General features: G+C 27.1%; 16 protein-coding genes. 2 read left to right on the plus strand and 14 right to left on the minus strand.

Translation table 11 applies throughout. The features are described from left to right. Positions 1-22 precede the first annotated feature (22 nt). From ACN6I1_RS16440 to ACN6I1_RS16455, 4 genes are all read right to left on the minus strand, one after another. A complete protein-coding gene (locus ACN6I1_RS16440; protein ID WP_419743403.1) occupies positions 23-1,189 on the minus strand; it encodes a hypothetical protein in 1,167 nt (388 codons plus the stop codon). Positions 1,190-2,008: 819 nt separating this feature from the next. Beyond that, the gene (locus tag ACN6I1_RS16445; protein WP_419743404.1) at positions 2,009-2,668 is read right to left on the minus strand and encodes a VanZ family protein; all 660 of its coding nucleotides are present in this window, start codon (positions 2,666-2,668) and stop codon (positions 2,009-2,011) included. Between the two features lie 214 nt (positions 2,669-2,882). Then, positions 2,883-3,116, minus strand: a complete 234-nt coding sequence (locus tag ACN6I1_RS16450; protein ID WP_021428764.1) for a BhlA/UviB family holin-like peptide — start codon at positions 3,114-3,116, stop codon at positions 2,883-2,885. 40 nt (positions 3,117-3,156) lie between these two features. Beyond that, entirely contained in the window at positions 3,157-3,342 is a 186-nt protein-coding gene (locus ACN6I1_RS16455; RefSeq protein ID WP_419743405.1) for a hypothetical protein, read from the minus strand. A gap of 299 nt (positions 3,343-3,641) precedes the next feature. Between ACN6I1_RS16455 and ACN6I1_RS16460 the strand changes: the two genes are divergently transcribed. Further along, positions 3,642-3,872: a hypothetical protein gene (locus tag ACN6I1_RS16460; protein ID WP_419743406.1), complete on the plus strand. Its 231-nt coding sequence runs from the start codon at positions 3,642-3,644 to the stop codon at positions 3,870-3,872. A gap of 82 nt (positions 3,873-3,954) precedes the next feature. On the opposite strand, the gene ACN6I1_RS16465 is transcribed toward ACN6I1_RS16460, so the two are convergent. The 8 genes from ACN6I1_RS16465 to ACN6I1_RS16500 form a co-directional block, all read right to left on the minus strand. Beyond that, positions 3,955-4,944: a CPBP family intramembrane glutamic endopeptidase gene (locus ACN6I1_RS16465; RefSeq protein ID WP_419743407.1), complete on the minus strand. Its 990-nt coding sequence runs from the start codon at positions 4,942-4,944 to the stop codon at positions 3,955-3,957. A 698-nt stretch (positions 4,945-5,642) separates the two neighbouring features. Then, positions 5,643-5,840, minus strand: coding sequence for a hypothetical protein (locus ACN6I1_RS16470; RefSeq protein WP_419743408.1), 198 nt, complete (start codon positions 5,838-5,840; stop codon positions 5,643-5,645). Between the two features lie 504 nt (positions 5,841-6,344). Next, positions 6,345-7,115: a formate/nitrite transporter family protein gene (locus tag ACN6I1_RS16475; protein WP_419743409.1), complete on the minus strand. Its 771-nt coding sequence runs from the start codon at positions 7,113-7,115 to the stop codon at positions 6,345-6,347. Between the two features lie 19 nt (positions 7,116-7,134). Next, a complete protein-coding gene (gene asrC / locus ACN6I1_RS16480; protein WP_419743410.1) occupies positions 7,135-8,103 on the minus strand; it encodes a sulfite reductase subunit C in 969 nt (322 codons plus the stop codon). A gap of 11 nt (positions 8,104-8,114) precedes the next feature. After that, positions 8,115-8,906 (minus strand): anaerobic sulfite reductase subunit AsrB, encoded by a 792-nt coding sequence (gene asrB, locus ACN6I1_RS16485; RefSeq protein WP_053832577.1) that lies wholly within the window; start codon positions 8,904-8,906, stop codon positions 8,115-8,117. Then, positions 8,907-9,917 (minus strand): anaerobic sulfite reductase subunit AsrA, encoded by a 1,011-nt coding sequence (gene asrA / locus ACN6I1_RS16490; protein ID WP_419743411.1) that lies wholly within the window; start codon positions 9,915-9,917, stop codon positions 8,907-8,909. A 146-nt stretch (positions 9,918-10,063) separates the two neighbouring features. Continuing rightward, positions 10,064-10,738 (minus strand): Crp/Fnr family transcriptional regulator, encoded by a 675-nt coding sequence (locus tag ACN6I1_RS16495; RefSeq protein WP_419743412.1) that lies wholly within the window; start codon positions 10,736-10,738, stop codon positions 10,064-10,066. 190 nt (positions 10,739-10,928) lie between these two features. Then, positions 10,929-11,675, minus strand: coding sequence for a SagB/ThcOx family dehydrogenase (locus ACN6I1_RS16500; protein WP_419743527.1), 747 nt, complete (start codon positions 11,673-11,675; stop codon positions 10,929-10,931). A 451-nt stretch (positions 11,676-12,126) separates the two neighbouring features. Between ACN6I1_RS16500 and ACN6I1_RS16505 the strand changes: the two genes are divergently transcribed. After that, positions 12,127-13,554, plus strand: a complete 1,428-nt coding sequence (locus ACN6I1_RS16505; RefSeq protein ID WP_419743413.1) for a pyridoxal phosphate-dependent decarboxylase family protein — start codon at positions 12,127-12,129, stop codon at positions 13,552-13,554. 75 nt (positions 13,555-13,629) lie between these two features. On the opposite strand, the gene ACN6I1_RS16510 is transcribed toward ACN6I1_RS16505, so the two are convergent. Together ACN6I1_RS16510 and ACN6I1_RS16515 are read right to left on the minus strand one after the other, a co-directional pair. Further along, on the minus strand, positions 13,630-14,958 hold the full coding sequence (locus ACN6I1_RS16510) for a hemolysin family protein (protein WP_419743414.1): 1,329 nt from the start codon (positions 14,956-14,958) through the stop codon (positions 13,630-13,632). A 283-nt stretch (positions 14,959-15,241) separates the two neighbouring features. Next, positions 15,242-16,537: a hemolysin family protein gene (locus ACN6I1_RS16515; RefSeq protein WP_419743415.1), complete on the minus strand. Its 1,296-nt coding sequence runs from the start codon at positions 16,535-16,537 to the stop codon at positions 15,242-15,244. Positions 16,538-16,666 lie beyond the last annotated feature (129 nt).

The raw sequence follows: 16,666 nt of genomic DNA on the forward strand, positions 1-16,666 counted from the left end.
GCAAAATAATTTATAATTAACTCTACTCTTCTACAATTACATTTTCTTGTGAATTTTGAGCTTGTTGATTTAATTTGAATTTTTTATTTTTAATATGACCAACAGTAAGTACTGGAATTATTACAACAAAAATACCAATTATACCAGTATATCCGTATCCAATCTTAACTATGTTTGTAAGACCGAAAAGAGATATAGCCATAGATAGTACCATACAGCATAGAGAAAGAACTCCTCTTCTGACTGTTATATTTGCTGGAATTTTAATAATATTTTCAAATCTTGCAATTGCACCGAATACACATCCTATACCAGTAGATATGAATGCAAGTAAAAGTACAATTGAGTACAATACTATAAGCCATCCTTTACCTATTTGCTTACAAATATAAAGAATAGGAAGAGTTTCTCCAGAAGTTCCTGGAAGCCATGCAAATAACATCATACAACTCAGTACGATCATTACACTGTTTAATACAAACCCTATTATAGTGGTTAAATTGATTTCCTTATCTGTTTTAAGAGGTTGACAGACACTTACAACTATTGACCATACTATAGCCTGGAATCCAGCATATTGTAGACCTGACCATAATGCCTCCCAAACTGATGAAGTTGCATATCCAGTTGTTGCTAATTGAGTGAAATTATCAGCGTTTGCAGATATTCCTATGTAACATATTAGAGTAAGACAAACGACTATTATGATAGTCATAAATGAAGAGGCACTTCTAATTAGGTTAGCACCAAATATTGTTAATATAAATAATACTAGTCCGGTTACCACTACCCCTAGGTTGTAGCTAAGTCCAAATTCAGCAAATAATGCAGCTGCCCCGGCAATAGAACCTCCTGTAGCAAGTAAAACTATTATTAAATAACAAATTTCAAATACGATAGGTAATACCTTATCATACGGTTCATAAAGTTTTTTAGCTATTGTTCTATAGTCATAAGCTTGATGATTCTTAGCCATAATCATTGTTTCCCTATAAACTAAAGCTATAATACCGATAATTAGGATTGGTATCCAGAATGTGTACCATCCATCTTCAACAAAGAAATTCATTGTCTGATTACCTGTAGCAAAGCCCCCACCTACATGAGCGGCAAACCAAACTGAAGCAACACCCAAAATTCCCTTAAAGTTAGGTTTAGAATTTAATGGATCTAAGTTATTGCTTTTCATCTTAAACATCTCCTTTGGTATAATTGTATTCACGTTTGTTGTTATTATAACAACAAATGTTTGTGTGAATTTTTTAGAATTGTATATTTGAAAGTTCTTGAAATCAAATAAGCAGGATAAATGAATGGGTTAAGAAACATATGAATGCAAGAATTCCTGCAATATAAGTATTTGATAAAGTTTTCCGATTTCCTTCTACAAAAAATTTAAAATTATTTTCGATTATTATTTATTTAAATGTACTCAATTAGTATTGTTGATTGTTAACAAGGTAATTAACATAGTTGTAACATTTAAATAATAGGGGGAATTTATATAATTTTGTATGAAAATTTGTAATTAAAAAATTTATTATAAAACAGTTTAAGAGATAATAATATATAGAATTATTTAAGTTTGAAATAAAAAAGTAATTACTATTACAGTAAGTACTTTTTTATTTAGATCTTCCTATTTTTTAACTTGATAACTTCAGATACTAGTTTTCCAGAAATGAGCACTAAAGTTAAAGCTATTAGTATATTAGCTATTAAAATGCCTTTAAAAACCGTTATATTGAGTAGCATTAGAATTGGTATAAGTGAGCTTAATATTATAAACTTTTTCTTTTGCATTCCATTCACCCCTTATGAATTTAATATGTTTAAAGTTATTTTAACATTTAAGATATAAATGATTTTAAATCAGGAATAAAATAGCTTTAATTTGGAGTGAAAAAATAAACACTTTTATGCTTACTAAATAAACAATAGCTAATACTTGATTAGGATTTTTGATTGTAATTAAAAGATAATATCTAAAATAAATAAATTTTTAATATTATATGTATAAAAAAGACCAGTTATAAAATAGGAATTCTCCTAAAATAGCTAATGAAAGGTACATAACGGCTTCATTTTTAGATATAGATTTTTTACTTATATATAAGCTAAATTTGCTTTGATTATCTGTATTAGATATAGACACAAATATAGGTAACTTAATTATGTAATTAAATAATTTAGTTACACATAACCATATTAAATATCCAAAAACAGCTCCCAATGAGTTCATCATTAAATCATCAATATCTGAAACCCTATGATTAAATAGTTGACAAAATTCAATTGCTAACGAAAAACATAGTCCAACACAAAACACTTTACTAAGATTCCTAAACTTACTCCAAATAAAAGGAAGTAAAAAACCTAGAGGCATAAACATTATAATATTTAAGATATATGTAGTAGCCCCTGATGAACTAAATGGAACTAAGTTTATTTCTTCTATTCGGATTATATTTCCAAATTGACCTATATCCCATATACTTCCTATTCCAGCTACGATAATTGCTAAAGAAACATAAAGTAAGAAAACATAAACTTTTATTAAATGTGGTATTAAGTTTACTTTATCTTTAATTTTTCTAGATTTTATAGTAATTATTTGATATATAAAACAAGGTATTATCACACAAAGAAGTGGGTAAATCATATACATAAATTTAAAACTTCTCCCTTCAAAATTAAATTTGGTAACTAATATAAATACTAACATTATTTTAGGGTTATAAATCTTAAGATTTTCTTAAATTTCTACTCAAATATATAAATTTAGTTGATGCTGAAGGATTTATGGAGTATATGAAATATTGAGTGAGTGAAAAAGGATTGCTATTAAATTTTAATAGCAATCCTTTTTTATATGTAAACAACTAGTGTACTGTGTTTTCTAACTTACTCTTAATATCAGTTATGTCATCTGAAAGACGAGTCAGCATATCTAATTTACATGTCATAGTTTCTATTATCTCTTGATATTTTTCTTCTCTTTGTTCTTGTAAGATATCCCTTTTTTCTTGAGCTTTTAGTATGTAAAGTATCAATCCAAATGAAAGTAAAGCCCAAGAACCTTCTTTCCCAACAATATTGATAATTTCACTGATCAATATAAATCACTACCTTTCATAAAATATCTGTTTTTTAATGCTATAAATTTTGAATTTTTATTTTTAAAGATTCAAAATCTCTTTTTAAAAATTTACTACCATTACAAATAATATTTGGTTCTTCCCCATCTTCAAATTCTTCAATTAAAACAGTATTAAATATATATAGCATCTCCTCTATATACCCTAATACAATTAGTTTTTCATTAGTAGAAAGTTGTTTCATTGAACCCCTCCAAAATTAGATTCTATAGCAATATTATATAGAACATATGTTCTATTTTCAACCTGTTTTATAAAAAAAGTGATTGCACTTTTGTATTAAATAGTAAGTTTTAAATTTTTAAGTATTAAATATAATTATGTAAATAACTAAATTTAGCTATATATATTAATATTTAAATTGATTGAGATAATAAACATATGATAAAATTTACTTATTAAAGTGATAACACTATTTTAAAATAAATTAAAAGACGTATTTAAATTTACACTATATTTAAAAATTGATTTTAGGAGGTAAAAATGGCAGTAAGTAAAGCGAATACAAGAACTATGGTAACGGTAAGTATGGATTTAAAAAAAGAACTTGATTTAAAGGCAGAACGAGATGGAGATAATCTAAATACAGTTATTGTTAAAGCAGTTTATGAATATCTGAAAAAAGATCCATTAGTAGAAAAAACAGTTTTAAAAGATACTAAATACAAGTTAGAAAGAATAGAATACATAAAACTAAAGAAAGAACAGTTATAGGTATTAATTATAATAGAGCTAAAATAACACCCAAGTCTAAATTTTAGAGTTGGGTGTTATTTTATAAAATTCAACATATATGTTAATTATCAATATAAAATTTTTTATTAAATCGATATTCTTTTGTAAGTAAAAATGGTAAGAATACTATTGAATACAGTAAAATTTCATAAAAAAGAGTGTTTAGTGTATAAACTTTGCCGTATGAACTACCAATTATAGGTGCAATCGAGTTATTTAACAAATGTACTAGCATAGGAGCCCAGAGGTTATCGGTTTTCATGTAAGTATATCCTAAAAATACTCCAAGGGTAGTACAGGCAATTATATGAGTAATAATACAGTATATTGGACTTTCAGGGCTATACAAAGTTATACAAAGAGGTAAATGCCAAATTCCCCATATTGGACCTAATAAAATAACTCCTAATCTTTTTCCGTAAAGATTTTGTAAGCGAGGTTGTAAGAAGTATCGCCAGCCAAACTCCTCTCCAAAGAATAGATTACATCCAAAGACTACATTTAAACCTACTATAAATAAAACTCTCATAATTGAATGTAAAATATTTATAGGACTAATTTGCATATATTTTAATTGTGATAAATTGCTAATTGTAGTTATTGCTAAAGAAATCAATATTACAAATACGACTTTTTTAAAATTTTTATTAAAGTATAAATTTAAAATTTCAAAATCAGATGAATTCATAAAAATGCTAGTTATAAGATAACAAGATACTAGAACATCTACTAAAAAAGAGATCCTTAGGTTGTTTATAAACAAAGATTCAATTATACATAAAATTATCTTTGTAATTGTGGCAATAGAAAAGATATTAAAAAATCTATATATTGATGAGGTAAAAGTATAATAAGAACTTCTATTTAAAACTGTAATTGCTGAAAATGCGGGAATGTACATAAATAATCCTGCAAAGCTTGATAAAAATGAAATACTGTTTGGTTTTGCAGCGCGAATAAATATGAAAATAGATATAAAAGTAATTAAGCTAAAGTTAATTATCAAGAAGTCCCTTACTTCTTTTTTTATAACCTTAATATCACTACACATTTTAATCCCCCAAGTTTAAAAATTTTATGATAAAATTATAACATAATCTAAATGGAAAATAATTACAATGAGTATATAAAATTCGCTTCGCTCATGTCGCTCAAATTTCATGTCGTCAACGTCCACTCGGTAAACTCGTGTCCCGTTACTCAAACGACTTCGTCCGTTACTCAAACGACTTCGTCCGTTGCTCAAAATGTTATTTTTTACTTCACTAAAGCATCGAAATTATAATGCTCAAGATGTTATCCATAAATATTAGTTAAACATAGTTACTTTAAGTGTAAAAAATACCTCCATAACTAAATTTATAGTTTGGAGGCATTTTTCATTGGTATTTTATTAAAAATCTAAAATTTTATTTAGGTTTTAATAATACAATTAATTTGATAAAAAATCAAATTATTGTTTGTTTTTATGTTAATATATGACTTCTGCTAACTTATCTATAAATATTACTGCTGTGTATTTAGATATTTAATAAGTGCTATTAAATATTCAAATTAAAACATGTTAGCAATAGGTGTTATAATATATTTGTATCTGGCAGTGATATATTTATAAGCTAGATATGATTTAGTTAATACTCCTCTCCATAAGGGGTTTGTCATCATTTATCATATACATATAGCTACAGAACGCAATAAATATATTGATTAAAGAAATTGATGTATTTATTGCGTTCATATTTTTTGTGATTAATAATTTTTTATGTTGTATTTATGGGTAATAGGAGGTTCTGCAAACCCTAATAACGCCCAGATAATATTTCTAAAAACTTTAGATATATTTGCTAATATCAATATAAACTTTGGACTATCAAAAAAGTTAATAACTTTTAAAGTTTTCCATATGTATTTATTTGAGCTAAACTGAATTTTTGAATAATTTAACATATATAACCCTCCTGAACTTAAACTTTAAGATTAATTTATTATAGAATATCATAAATCACAACTTTTAATTTAAAAATGGACTGAAATATATAAATTAGGTACTGAAATATAACTATCCTCAAAATTTGTATATATGTAATAAAGCCTATCAAAAATGTAAGGCTTATTTAAGCTTTATGTCAGGCTATTTTAAAGTTGTACATGTATAATAAACTTATCAAATAAAGATAAGAAAAAGGAGGAGTTATACATGACAATACTATTAGGAAGTTTAATAATAGCTCCATTTGTACTAGCAGTAGGAGCTGCATTACTAAGTGATGAGTTAGAAGTTGCAAATCAACAATAAGATTTTATATAGATAAATACGTTGTTAATTAGCTATATAACAACAAATTTAAAATAAAAAGAGTATCTATTGAACAATTTCAATAGATACTCTTTTATTATTCTATTACTAATTTTATTTTAACCTAATACGCCTTACTAAAGCCTATTCATTGCTTAATCTTTTTTACCCAATATATATGCACCAGCACCCATTACTAGTGCTCCACCTGCTATGTTTCCTAATGTAACTACAAATAAATTATATATTGCGCCCATAAGAGTAGCTCCTTTGATAGCACTTGAAAATAATGCTACCCCAAATATAGTCATATTAGCTACACTATGTTCAAACCCACTAGTTATGAAAGCAAATAAACACATAAATATTATTATTAACTTTGCAGTATCATCATTTGTTCTAAATGAGCACATTACAGCAACGCATACTAGTATGTTACAAAGCACTCCTCTAAAGAAAAGGTCCATAAATGGAAGTGATGCTTTGGCTAAGGATGTTGTAGCGAAAAACTCCATTACAGTTCCTTTATTAACAAGTCCTGTACCTACAAATAATCCAGCAACCAAAAGAGATCCAAGCAAATTACCTACAAAACTATAAGCCCATACTCTGAGTAAGTCTTTAGTACTAGTGCCTTTGTTTAACGTACCAGCTGTCATTACCATGTTGTTACCTGTAAATAGTTCACTATCAGTCATTACAACTAAACTTAATGCTATAGCGAATGATACACCCATCATAATTTTTGTCATAGGAGAATTAGCTGATGTTAAAAGTCCACCTATTGTAAAAATTAATAATATTCCTATACCAACATAAAGGCCTGCAAAAGCTGATGATACAATGTATTTTAATCTACTACTATTTAATAAATTAACTTTGTTCTTAGCAGCGACTGTCAGTTTTTCAAGTGTTTCGTTATGCATAATTACCCCCTAGTTTAAGTTAATATTTGATTCCACTCCAGTAAATATTTTCATTTACTTTTACTATATCATCTAAATTTACACCTTCTAATGCCCACTTTTTAAATTCCATAAATCCTGTTCTATCAACTATATATCCTATATGCTCTTTTCCTCCGGAAGCATCTTTAGCTATATATTGATCTACATATTTATAAGTATTAAGTATTATTTTTATTATAGATTCTTCATCTGCCCACAATAAGAAATCTTCTGCTAGCCTTGGATTTTTCTTACCTGTTCTACCCATGATTGCTAGTCTGTAGTATTTTTTTTCATCTCTAGTCCATGCTGAAGTAGGACAGTTTAAAGTACACTCTCCACATCCTATGCATTTATCGTGATCTCTTACGATTTTATAGTTTTCCATTCGTAAAGCTTTAGTGGATAGTTTTTCACATTTTTTAACACAAGCTCCACATGATATACATCTCTCTTTTTCATATAAAGGAAGTGTCATGCCTATTATTCCAAAGTCATGAGTTCTCGCCTTTATACAGTCATTTGGACAGCCAGTTAGCGCTACCTTAAAGTGTAAATCATTTGGATAGATAGCTTTTTCTATTTTCTTAGCAAAGTTTGTTGTGTGATATTGAGCCTTTGGACAGACTTTGTTTCCTATACATGCAGATATATTTCTAGTACCTGCAGCTGGATATCCTTCTTCTTTTTCTGCCTGGTTTATATCCATTTTTTCAATTACTGGTTGTATAAGTTTGTTTACTGCTTCCATATCTTCCATCTTTATACCAAGTATTTCAAAACCTTGTCTAGTAGTAATATGTATTTCGCCATTTCCATACTCTGTAGCTATCTTAGAAACTATCATCAAACTTTCTGGATCTACACTTCCACCTGGTATTCTCACTCTAAGAGAAGTTTCATATTTAGTTTTAGTTATTCTAAAAGCATTTTTCATTACTTTCTTAGTATTTAAATCTCTTATCATAGTTATACCTCCTAATCTATTAAATTCTTTGCATAAGAATAATCAAATACAGGTCCATCTATACAAATATAAGTATCATCCATTTTACAGTGTCCACATTTACCTACACCACAGCACATTTTTCTTTCGTAAGATACCCATATGTTGTGCTCAGATAGATTTCTTTTTAAAAACTCTGCTACTGTAAATTTCATCATCATAGGGGGTCCAACAACTACTGCAGACATGTTATTTATATCATCTATTTTCAACTCTGGAATATACTTTGTAACTAATCCTATATTTCCATCATAATCACTATCAGCATTATCTACTGTTACCAATATGTCTAGTTTTTCACTCCATTTATTTAAATCATCTTTGAATAATATATCTTGAGGGCTTTTAAATCCAACTATTAACTGAAAGCTTATACATCTATCAGGATTGTTGTAAAAATGCTCTGCGATACCTCTTACAGGGGCTAGACCACTTCCTCCTGCTACAATAACAATTTCTCTTTCCTCGTATAAACTTACATCAAATCCATTCCCATAAGGTCCTCTTATAAAAAAGCTATCTCCAACTGTATAATTAAATAATTCACTAGTTACCTTACCTACATTTCTTATAGTAAAATCTATATAATCTTTTCCGTATCCTGATACTGATATTGGACTTTCTCCCAATTTAGGAATTGAAATTTCATAAAACTTTCCTGGTAAGACTCCTTCGGTTTTACTAGAAACTCTAAATGTCCATTCTATATCTGTATGTTTAATTATATCTATAATCTTTGAATTAACTGGTATGTATGGATTCATCTACTTTACCTCCTCATTGATATCTACTATGCCTTTTATTTTTTCTACGCATTGCGAAAAAGATATATATTGTGGACATGCATCATCGCATCTTCCACATCCTACGCACATTTGGTATCCAAATCTTTTATCAAAGTCGTATATCTTATGCATCACTTTAAATCTCATTCTTTCACCTTGTTTTTTTCTAAAAGAATGACCACCTGCCATATCTGTGTATCCATCTACCTGACAAGACGCCCATACCCTTCTTCTTTCTCCTACATTTTTATTTTCTTTGTAGTATATATCTTGCATAGTAAAGCAAGTACAAGTTGGACAGACAAAATTGCAGCGTCCACATCCTATACATCTAGAATCATACTCATCCCACATTTCATGTTTTGATAGTTCTATCGGATTTATATTCTTAGGCAATTGCAAAGAGATAAGATTTTCCTCGACGTAGTTAATTTCAAACTCAGTATCTTCACCACTAAATATATTTAAATCTTCATCTTTTATATCCAAGTAAATTTCATCATTATCTATATTTAATGCCATTGAGTAATTATCAGTTTTGTTAGACCCCATACTTACACAAAAACAATTTCTAAAACTTTCTTTACACCCAATTAAAACAAATTTTACTTTTTCTCTTAATCTTTCATAAAAATAATCTTTTTCAATACCGTTATTAAGGTAAATCTCATCTAATCTTTTTACTCCATTTATATCACAAGCTCTTAAAAATATAATCAATTTTTTATCATCTATATCACTAGTTTTATATTCTTTTTCTGTAAAATAAAATAATGTTTGAGTTATAGGTAGTATAATTTCTTTTGGTGAAAAGTTAGATTTTTTATTAAACTCAATATCATCTATACTACTTATTTCCTCATATTTAGTTAAATCTGTATCAGAGTAAACTCCTTTAAAAGGGGTAGTTACAGGCGCAAAAATTTTATATTCCGATTTCAATAATTTAAGACCTTTATCGAAGTTTGCTCTATTCAATTTTATCTTCATAATCTCTCCTCCTATATTTTATTAAAGATATAGTAGCATACGATTTTTTGAATGTCTGTGATATATATAACAATATTGACATCTTTTTATCGAATTTACAAAAAAAATACACATAACATTAATTACATTGTTATATGCATTCTCTATTAATTGCCTTTAAAGTATTTAGACAAATCTTCTTTTTTTATATAAATATTTTTATTTACAATTTTGACTAATCCATAGTCTTGCAATTGTTTCATTGTTCTTGATAAACTTTCTCTTTTACACCCAAGCATTTCTGCTATATATGTAATACTTATGTTTGCTTTAATAAGTGTCCATTCGCCTTGTTCTAATCCAAACTCTTTTCCCATTCTATATAATTTTGCTGCAAGTTTTTTATCTATATTTAGAGAAGAAGAGTTTTTTAGTTGTCTGTATAGCCTTCTATTAATATTTTGAGTATGAGCCAATAGATTTTTCATTAAATTAAAGTCATTTTCCATTATTTTTATGAATTCAGACGTAGGGCACTTCAATATAGTTGACTTTTCAAATATTTCACAAGCAAAAATAGTGTTTTTTTCTTGATCTAAGGAAAGATCATTTATTACATCACCGTTTTTAAATATGAATATTACTTTTCTCTCACCATTTTCATTTATTTTGTATATAGATACTTTTCCTTTTTCTATAAAATACAAATTATCAATAAATTCTTTTTCTAGGAATAAAGTTTCTTTTCTTTGTACCTGAAAACTTGTCATTATCTTCTCTAACTGTTCTTTACTTTCTGGTTTTATATTATCAAATATTGATATGCTATTTATTTTCATCATATTTTACAAATCCTTATATACTTAATTTTTAGTTAGTTTTAATCTTTACAATTTATTTTACTACATCGAAAATAGATTAACCATTGTATTTGTTTGTTTTATTAAAAAAGATCACTCAAATGGCAATAAGAGTGATCTTTTTATATATAATTAGATTATTGTGAACGATGTTAATTAAATTTTGAAAATGCTAAAACTTTTTACCTAAACAAGCCATATAAATTATAAACTCATCTTCTCCATCCAAATCTAGCATATCATCAATGATGTTTTGATCATAAATTCCAATAGCACAAGTACCACAATTAAGAGATTCTGATGCTATATAAAGATTTTGACAGACATGACCAATATCTATAAGTATTTTTTTATGAGCAGTTATATTAAATCTATGCTCACTTCTATATGGAATGCAACTCCAAGCGAAAACAACAGCACTTTTAGATACAAAGTCTTGTACAAAAGGTTGATTTGGAGTAGCCTTATTTATTTCATCAGTTATATTATTTAAGTTTTTTACAAATAAGAGCTTATGTTCTAATGGTAAGTATCTATAAATTCCAGGATTTAAATCATTAACATTATTGATTATTAAATATGTCTCAAAAGGATGAGTGCATCCAGCAGAAGGTACTGTCCTTAATGCACTGAAATTATTTTTTACACTCTGTATACCTTGAGTAGCCCATAGTAAATATGAAAGCTCATCTAAAGTTATTTTTTCATTACTATATTTACGAATACTTCTTCTATCTTGTATGCAGTCTAATACATTAGATTTGACTAAAATACTTTTATTTATAGACGGTAAATCTATCAGTTCAGAATTTTTATCATATTCTTTTTGTAAAGGTAAGGGTAAAATACCTTTTTGTTTATCAGTTTTTATTTGTTCTTGAATTTTTATGATTATAACAATAAAAATTATACCTAAAATTTATCAAATACACTGTAACATATGTTACACTTTGGAATTTATATTCAAATTAAATAGGTTATTCAAAGATATGCTTTTTCTACTATGCCTATATAACCATAGCTCAAAAAATGTACTTATTTTAAATAATATATACCTTTAGCATATATATGTAAGTTCAAATAATCTAAAGGAAATTAAATTATTTATCGAAATAAACATACAGTTACTTTATTTTTTAATTGTTTTTTTATTATTTTCTTAATCTTTTGAACTATTTATGCAATTAGTAAATTTAATTTTAATTGATTTATTCCAATTTTTGGTTATATAAGCTTGAATTTTACGATTTGCAAGCGCGGAATTTAATTATAATACAGAAACCGTAGTTTGATTAATATATATTTTGATGATATCATGAACGTGGCTTAAAAAAGATAAGGACAATTGCATAGAAATGGGGGAAAGCAATATGAACAATTTAGAATTTAAAAATTCTTTAAATTATTTTATTGATCAATACTTTAAAGGACTTGAATCTTTAGAATCTAATGAAGTAGTAAAAGTAGCTGATTCTAATCAAATAAATAAACTTAGAAACATAAATATACCTAGTCAGGGGAGACAGGTACAAGAAGTTATGGAAGAAATGATGAAAGAGGTTTATGAGTATGGAGCAAGAGTAAACCATCCAAGATTTTTTGGATTTATACCTGGCCCAGCAGATTTGAACTCTTGGATTGGAGATGTAATGTCCAGTGCTTATAACTTGCATGCTGGATGCTGGATGACAACATCAGCTGCTAGTTTTATTGAAAAAACATTAATTAAGTGGCTATCTGAAAAAGCTGGATATAACACAGAACAATCGAGCGGACTATTTGTTTCAGGAGGATCTATGGCAAATCTTACAGCAATGGTAGCTGCAAGAGATAACAAACTTTCATTTGATAAATTACATTTGGGAACTGCTTATGTATCTGATCAAACTCATAGTTCAATTAAAAAGGCACTTAAAATATCTGGAATATCACCTAAGAATATCAGAAAAATACCTTCAGATTCAAATTATAGAATGAAGATAGATGAACTAGAAAAAGCAATAAGAAATGATATAACAAACGGTTTACACCCATTTGTTGTTATAGCTAGTGCAGGAACTACAAATACTGGAAGTATTGATCCAATACCAGAAATATCTGATATATGTTCAAAATATGGTTTATGGATGCATGTCGATGGAGCTTATGGAGCATCGATATTATTATCTGAAAACTATAATCATTTATTAAAAGGAATAGAAAATGCTGATAGTTTAAGTTGGGATGCACATAAATGGTTATTCCAAACATATAGTTGTGCAATGGTTCTTGTAAAAGATAAAAATGATTTAGCAAGAAGTTTTAGTGAAAATCCAGAGTATTTAAGAGATTTAGATATAAATGACGATGAAATAAACTATGGAAACGTAGGTATTGAATTAACAAGACCGACTAGGAGTCTTAAACTTTGGTTTACATTACAAACTCTAGGAACTAGTGAAATGAGCAGAAGAATTGAATATGGTATTCATCTTGCAGAATATATTAAGAATACATTATTAGAATTTGAGAATTGGGAAGTAATATCTGATCCTAAATTAGCAATTATCAATTTTAGATATGCTCCATCTGGAATGTCTGAACAAGATATAGATACACTTAATAATAATATTTCACATTTAGCACTTCAAGAAAACTATGCAGGAATATTTACAACAGTTTTAAATGGTAAAGTTGTTTTAAGAATGTGTGCTATTAATCATGAAACAACAGAAAATGATATAAAACAAACAATAAGCAAACTAGATGAATTTGCAAAACACTTATTAACTAATAACTTTAGTTTAAGTGCTGTATAATATAAAAAAATGAGTAAACCCTTAAATATAGGGATTTACTCATTTTTGTTTAAATTTCAAGTGTATAAAAACTCATTATGATATTTGCGCACATCTGTTTTTTATACTTACTCTTATATCTTCAATTCTTCTTTTATTTACATTCTCAATTAAAAATGTAAAATTGTCTAATTCAATTTCTCGACCTTCTTCTGGGAAATCACCTAACAATGTAAGTATATACCCATTTAAAGTATCATAGTCACCTTGTTCTATATCTATATCAAATTTATTGTTAAATTCACTTATTGTCAAATATCCTTTTACAATAAAATTACTATCATCAATTTGTGTTATAGTAGATTTAGTTTTATCGTATTCATCCTCAATATCTCCCATAATTTCTTCAATTAAATCTTCCATAGTTACTAGACCTTCTATTCCACCATATTCATCAATTAATAACGCTAAGTGGACTTTTTTATCCTTTAGAAGTTTAAATAATTCATTTGTTCTAATAGACTTTGAAACAAAATATGGGTCATGAAGCATTGTTTTTAAATTTATATTTTTAAATCCAACTTTCTTAGCTTTTACTAATAAGTCTTTTACATATAATATACCGAGGATATTATCCTTATTATCTTCATATACAGGTATTCTAGAGTATCCTGATGCTATTACTCCTTCTATGATTTCATCCAAATCATCGTCTATGTCTACCGCAAACATATCATGTCTAGATGTCATAATTTCCTTAGCAGTCTTATCATTAAATTCAAATATGCTATATATCATCTGTTTTTCTTCATTTTCAATACATCCATCTTCTTGAGATTGTGATATTAAAGTTCTAATTTCTTCTTCAGAAACTCTTTCTTCAATATCCATATCATTATTTCTTGTTATTTTTAAAACCAGACTAGTTGAAAATGATAAAAGTTTTATAAATGGTTTTGCAATTTTAGATATAATGTAAATTGATTTTACTGAAAATAAAGATATCTTCTCCGCTTTTTTCAAAGCAATTCTTTTAGGTACTAATTCTCCAAATACTAATGTAAAATATGAAAGTATTATTGTTACTAAAAACATACATAATTCATTAGAATAAGGTATACTAAGTGGAGCTAATATCTTTGAAAGGTGCGTAGATATTCCTGTAGCAGCAGATGCACTTGAGAAAAATCCAGCTAAAGTTATTCCAATTTGAATAGTTGATAAGAAATTGCTTGGGTCTTCCATAAGCCTTTCAAGCAATTGAGCTTTCTTGTTTCCGCTTGCACTTAATTGTTTTATTTTTGATTTATTTACAGAAACTATAGCCATTTCTGCTGATGCGAAAAACGCGTTAATAGCAGTAAGTAATACTATTAAAATTATTTGAGGCATAAAGGCCCCGGGGTCTGAATCTAAATTATTCATTTCTTCCTCCTTAAAATAATAAATAAAAAACCATCAGAAACATTTTTAAAAACTAATTAATATATTCCTGAATATATTGCTAATAATCCTATTTTGTAAATAAGGTTTAAAATAGAAATTTATTAAATAGCATTTAGTAATTTTTTATTTAAAGTACATTATAATCTATGAATTAACTTTTATCAATATTTATATATAATATTAATATTCTAATTAAATTAAAAAGTTGCAAAATATATAAATACCCCTTAACTACGTTCATTAATAGCTAAAGGGTACTTAATTATTTATCAGATAAATTTTTAATCAATAATTTGTTTATTCTTTTTCTATTACATTTTAATATAGTAAATTCATAGTTTTTATAAGTGAATTTATCATTAACTTTAGGATAGGAATCCAAATGAGTATATGCCCAACCTCCAATAGTATCAATGTGTTCATCTTCAATATCTATATATAAAAACTCAGTTATATCTTCAATTAGAACCTTTCCATCTACTATATAACTATTATCTTCACACTTAATAATAGAATCTTCTTCCTCATCAAACTCATCTTGAATTTCCCCAACAATTTCTTCTAAAATATCTTCTATTGTTACTAAACCAGAAGTTCCTCCATACTCATCAATAACTAAAGCAACTTGTACTTTATCTTTTTTAAATATTTTAAGAAGATCACTTATTAGCATTGATTCTGGGACAAGTTTAATCTCACGAATAATATTTTTTATTTCTTGATTACTACCTTCAATCTTTTGTTTATATAAATCCTTAATATGAATAAATCCAATAACATTATCCTTATTTTCTTTACATACAGGATATCTAGTAAGCTGTTCTTTTAATGTGAAATCTATAATATCATCAAATGCATCTTCTATGAAAATATTTGTAATGTCAGTACGTGGTACCATTATTTCTTTTACTGTTTTATCAGAAAAATCGAAGATATTATCTACAAGCGTTAATTCAGTTTTATCAACTAATCCATGATTATAACTTTCTTCAACTAATAGTTTTATTTCCTCATCAGTATGAACTGATTCATGTTCATCAACTTGAGAAAGCCCAAATACCTTTAATATCCAGTTTGTACTATGATTGAATATCCACATAACAGGATATGTTAACTTGTAAAAAAATATAAGTGGAAAAGCTGTACTTAATGCTATTTTTTCGGGACTTATAATTGCTAAGGATTTAGGAACCAATTCTCCAAATACAATATGACATCCAGTTATAATTGAAAATGCAATAATAAATGCAATTGAATGTTCTAGACTTGAAGGCAAATTAAATAGGTTAAATATTGGCATTAACAAACGTAAAATAGCCGGCTCTCCTACCCATCCTAGCCCCAACGATGCTAAAGTTATTCCAAGCTGACAGGCAGATAAGTATGAATTTAAATCTTTAACAACTATTAAAGTACGTTTCGCACGCTTATCACCTTGAATTATTAACGTTTCTATCCTAGATTTTCTAACCTTTACCATAGCAAATTCTGTAGCAACAAAAAATCCATTTAAAAAGACAAGAAAAAATACTAAAAGTATATTTATAAAAATAATCATATGTATATTATTCACCTCTCAAATTATTAAAAATACGCATTATTATATAACATATTATTAGCAATTTATGATTAAATAAAAGCTAAATTATTAAATGTTATAATTTTATATAGTTTTGAGATTAGTGTG

Source organism: Paraclostridium dentum, assembly GCF_048568265.1.
GTDB lineage: Bacteria > Bacillota > Clostridia > Peptostreptococcales > Peptostreptococcaceae > Paraclostridium > Paraclostridium dentum.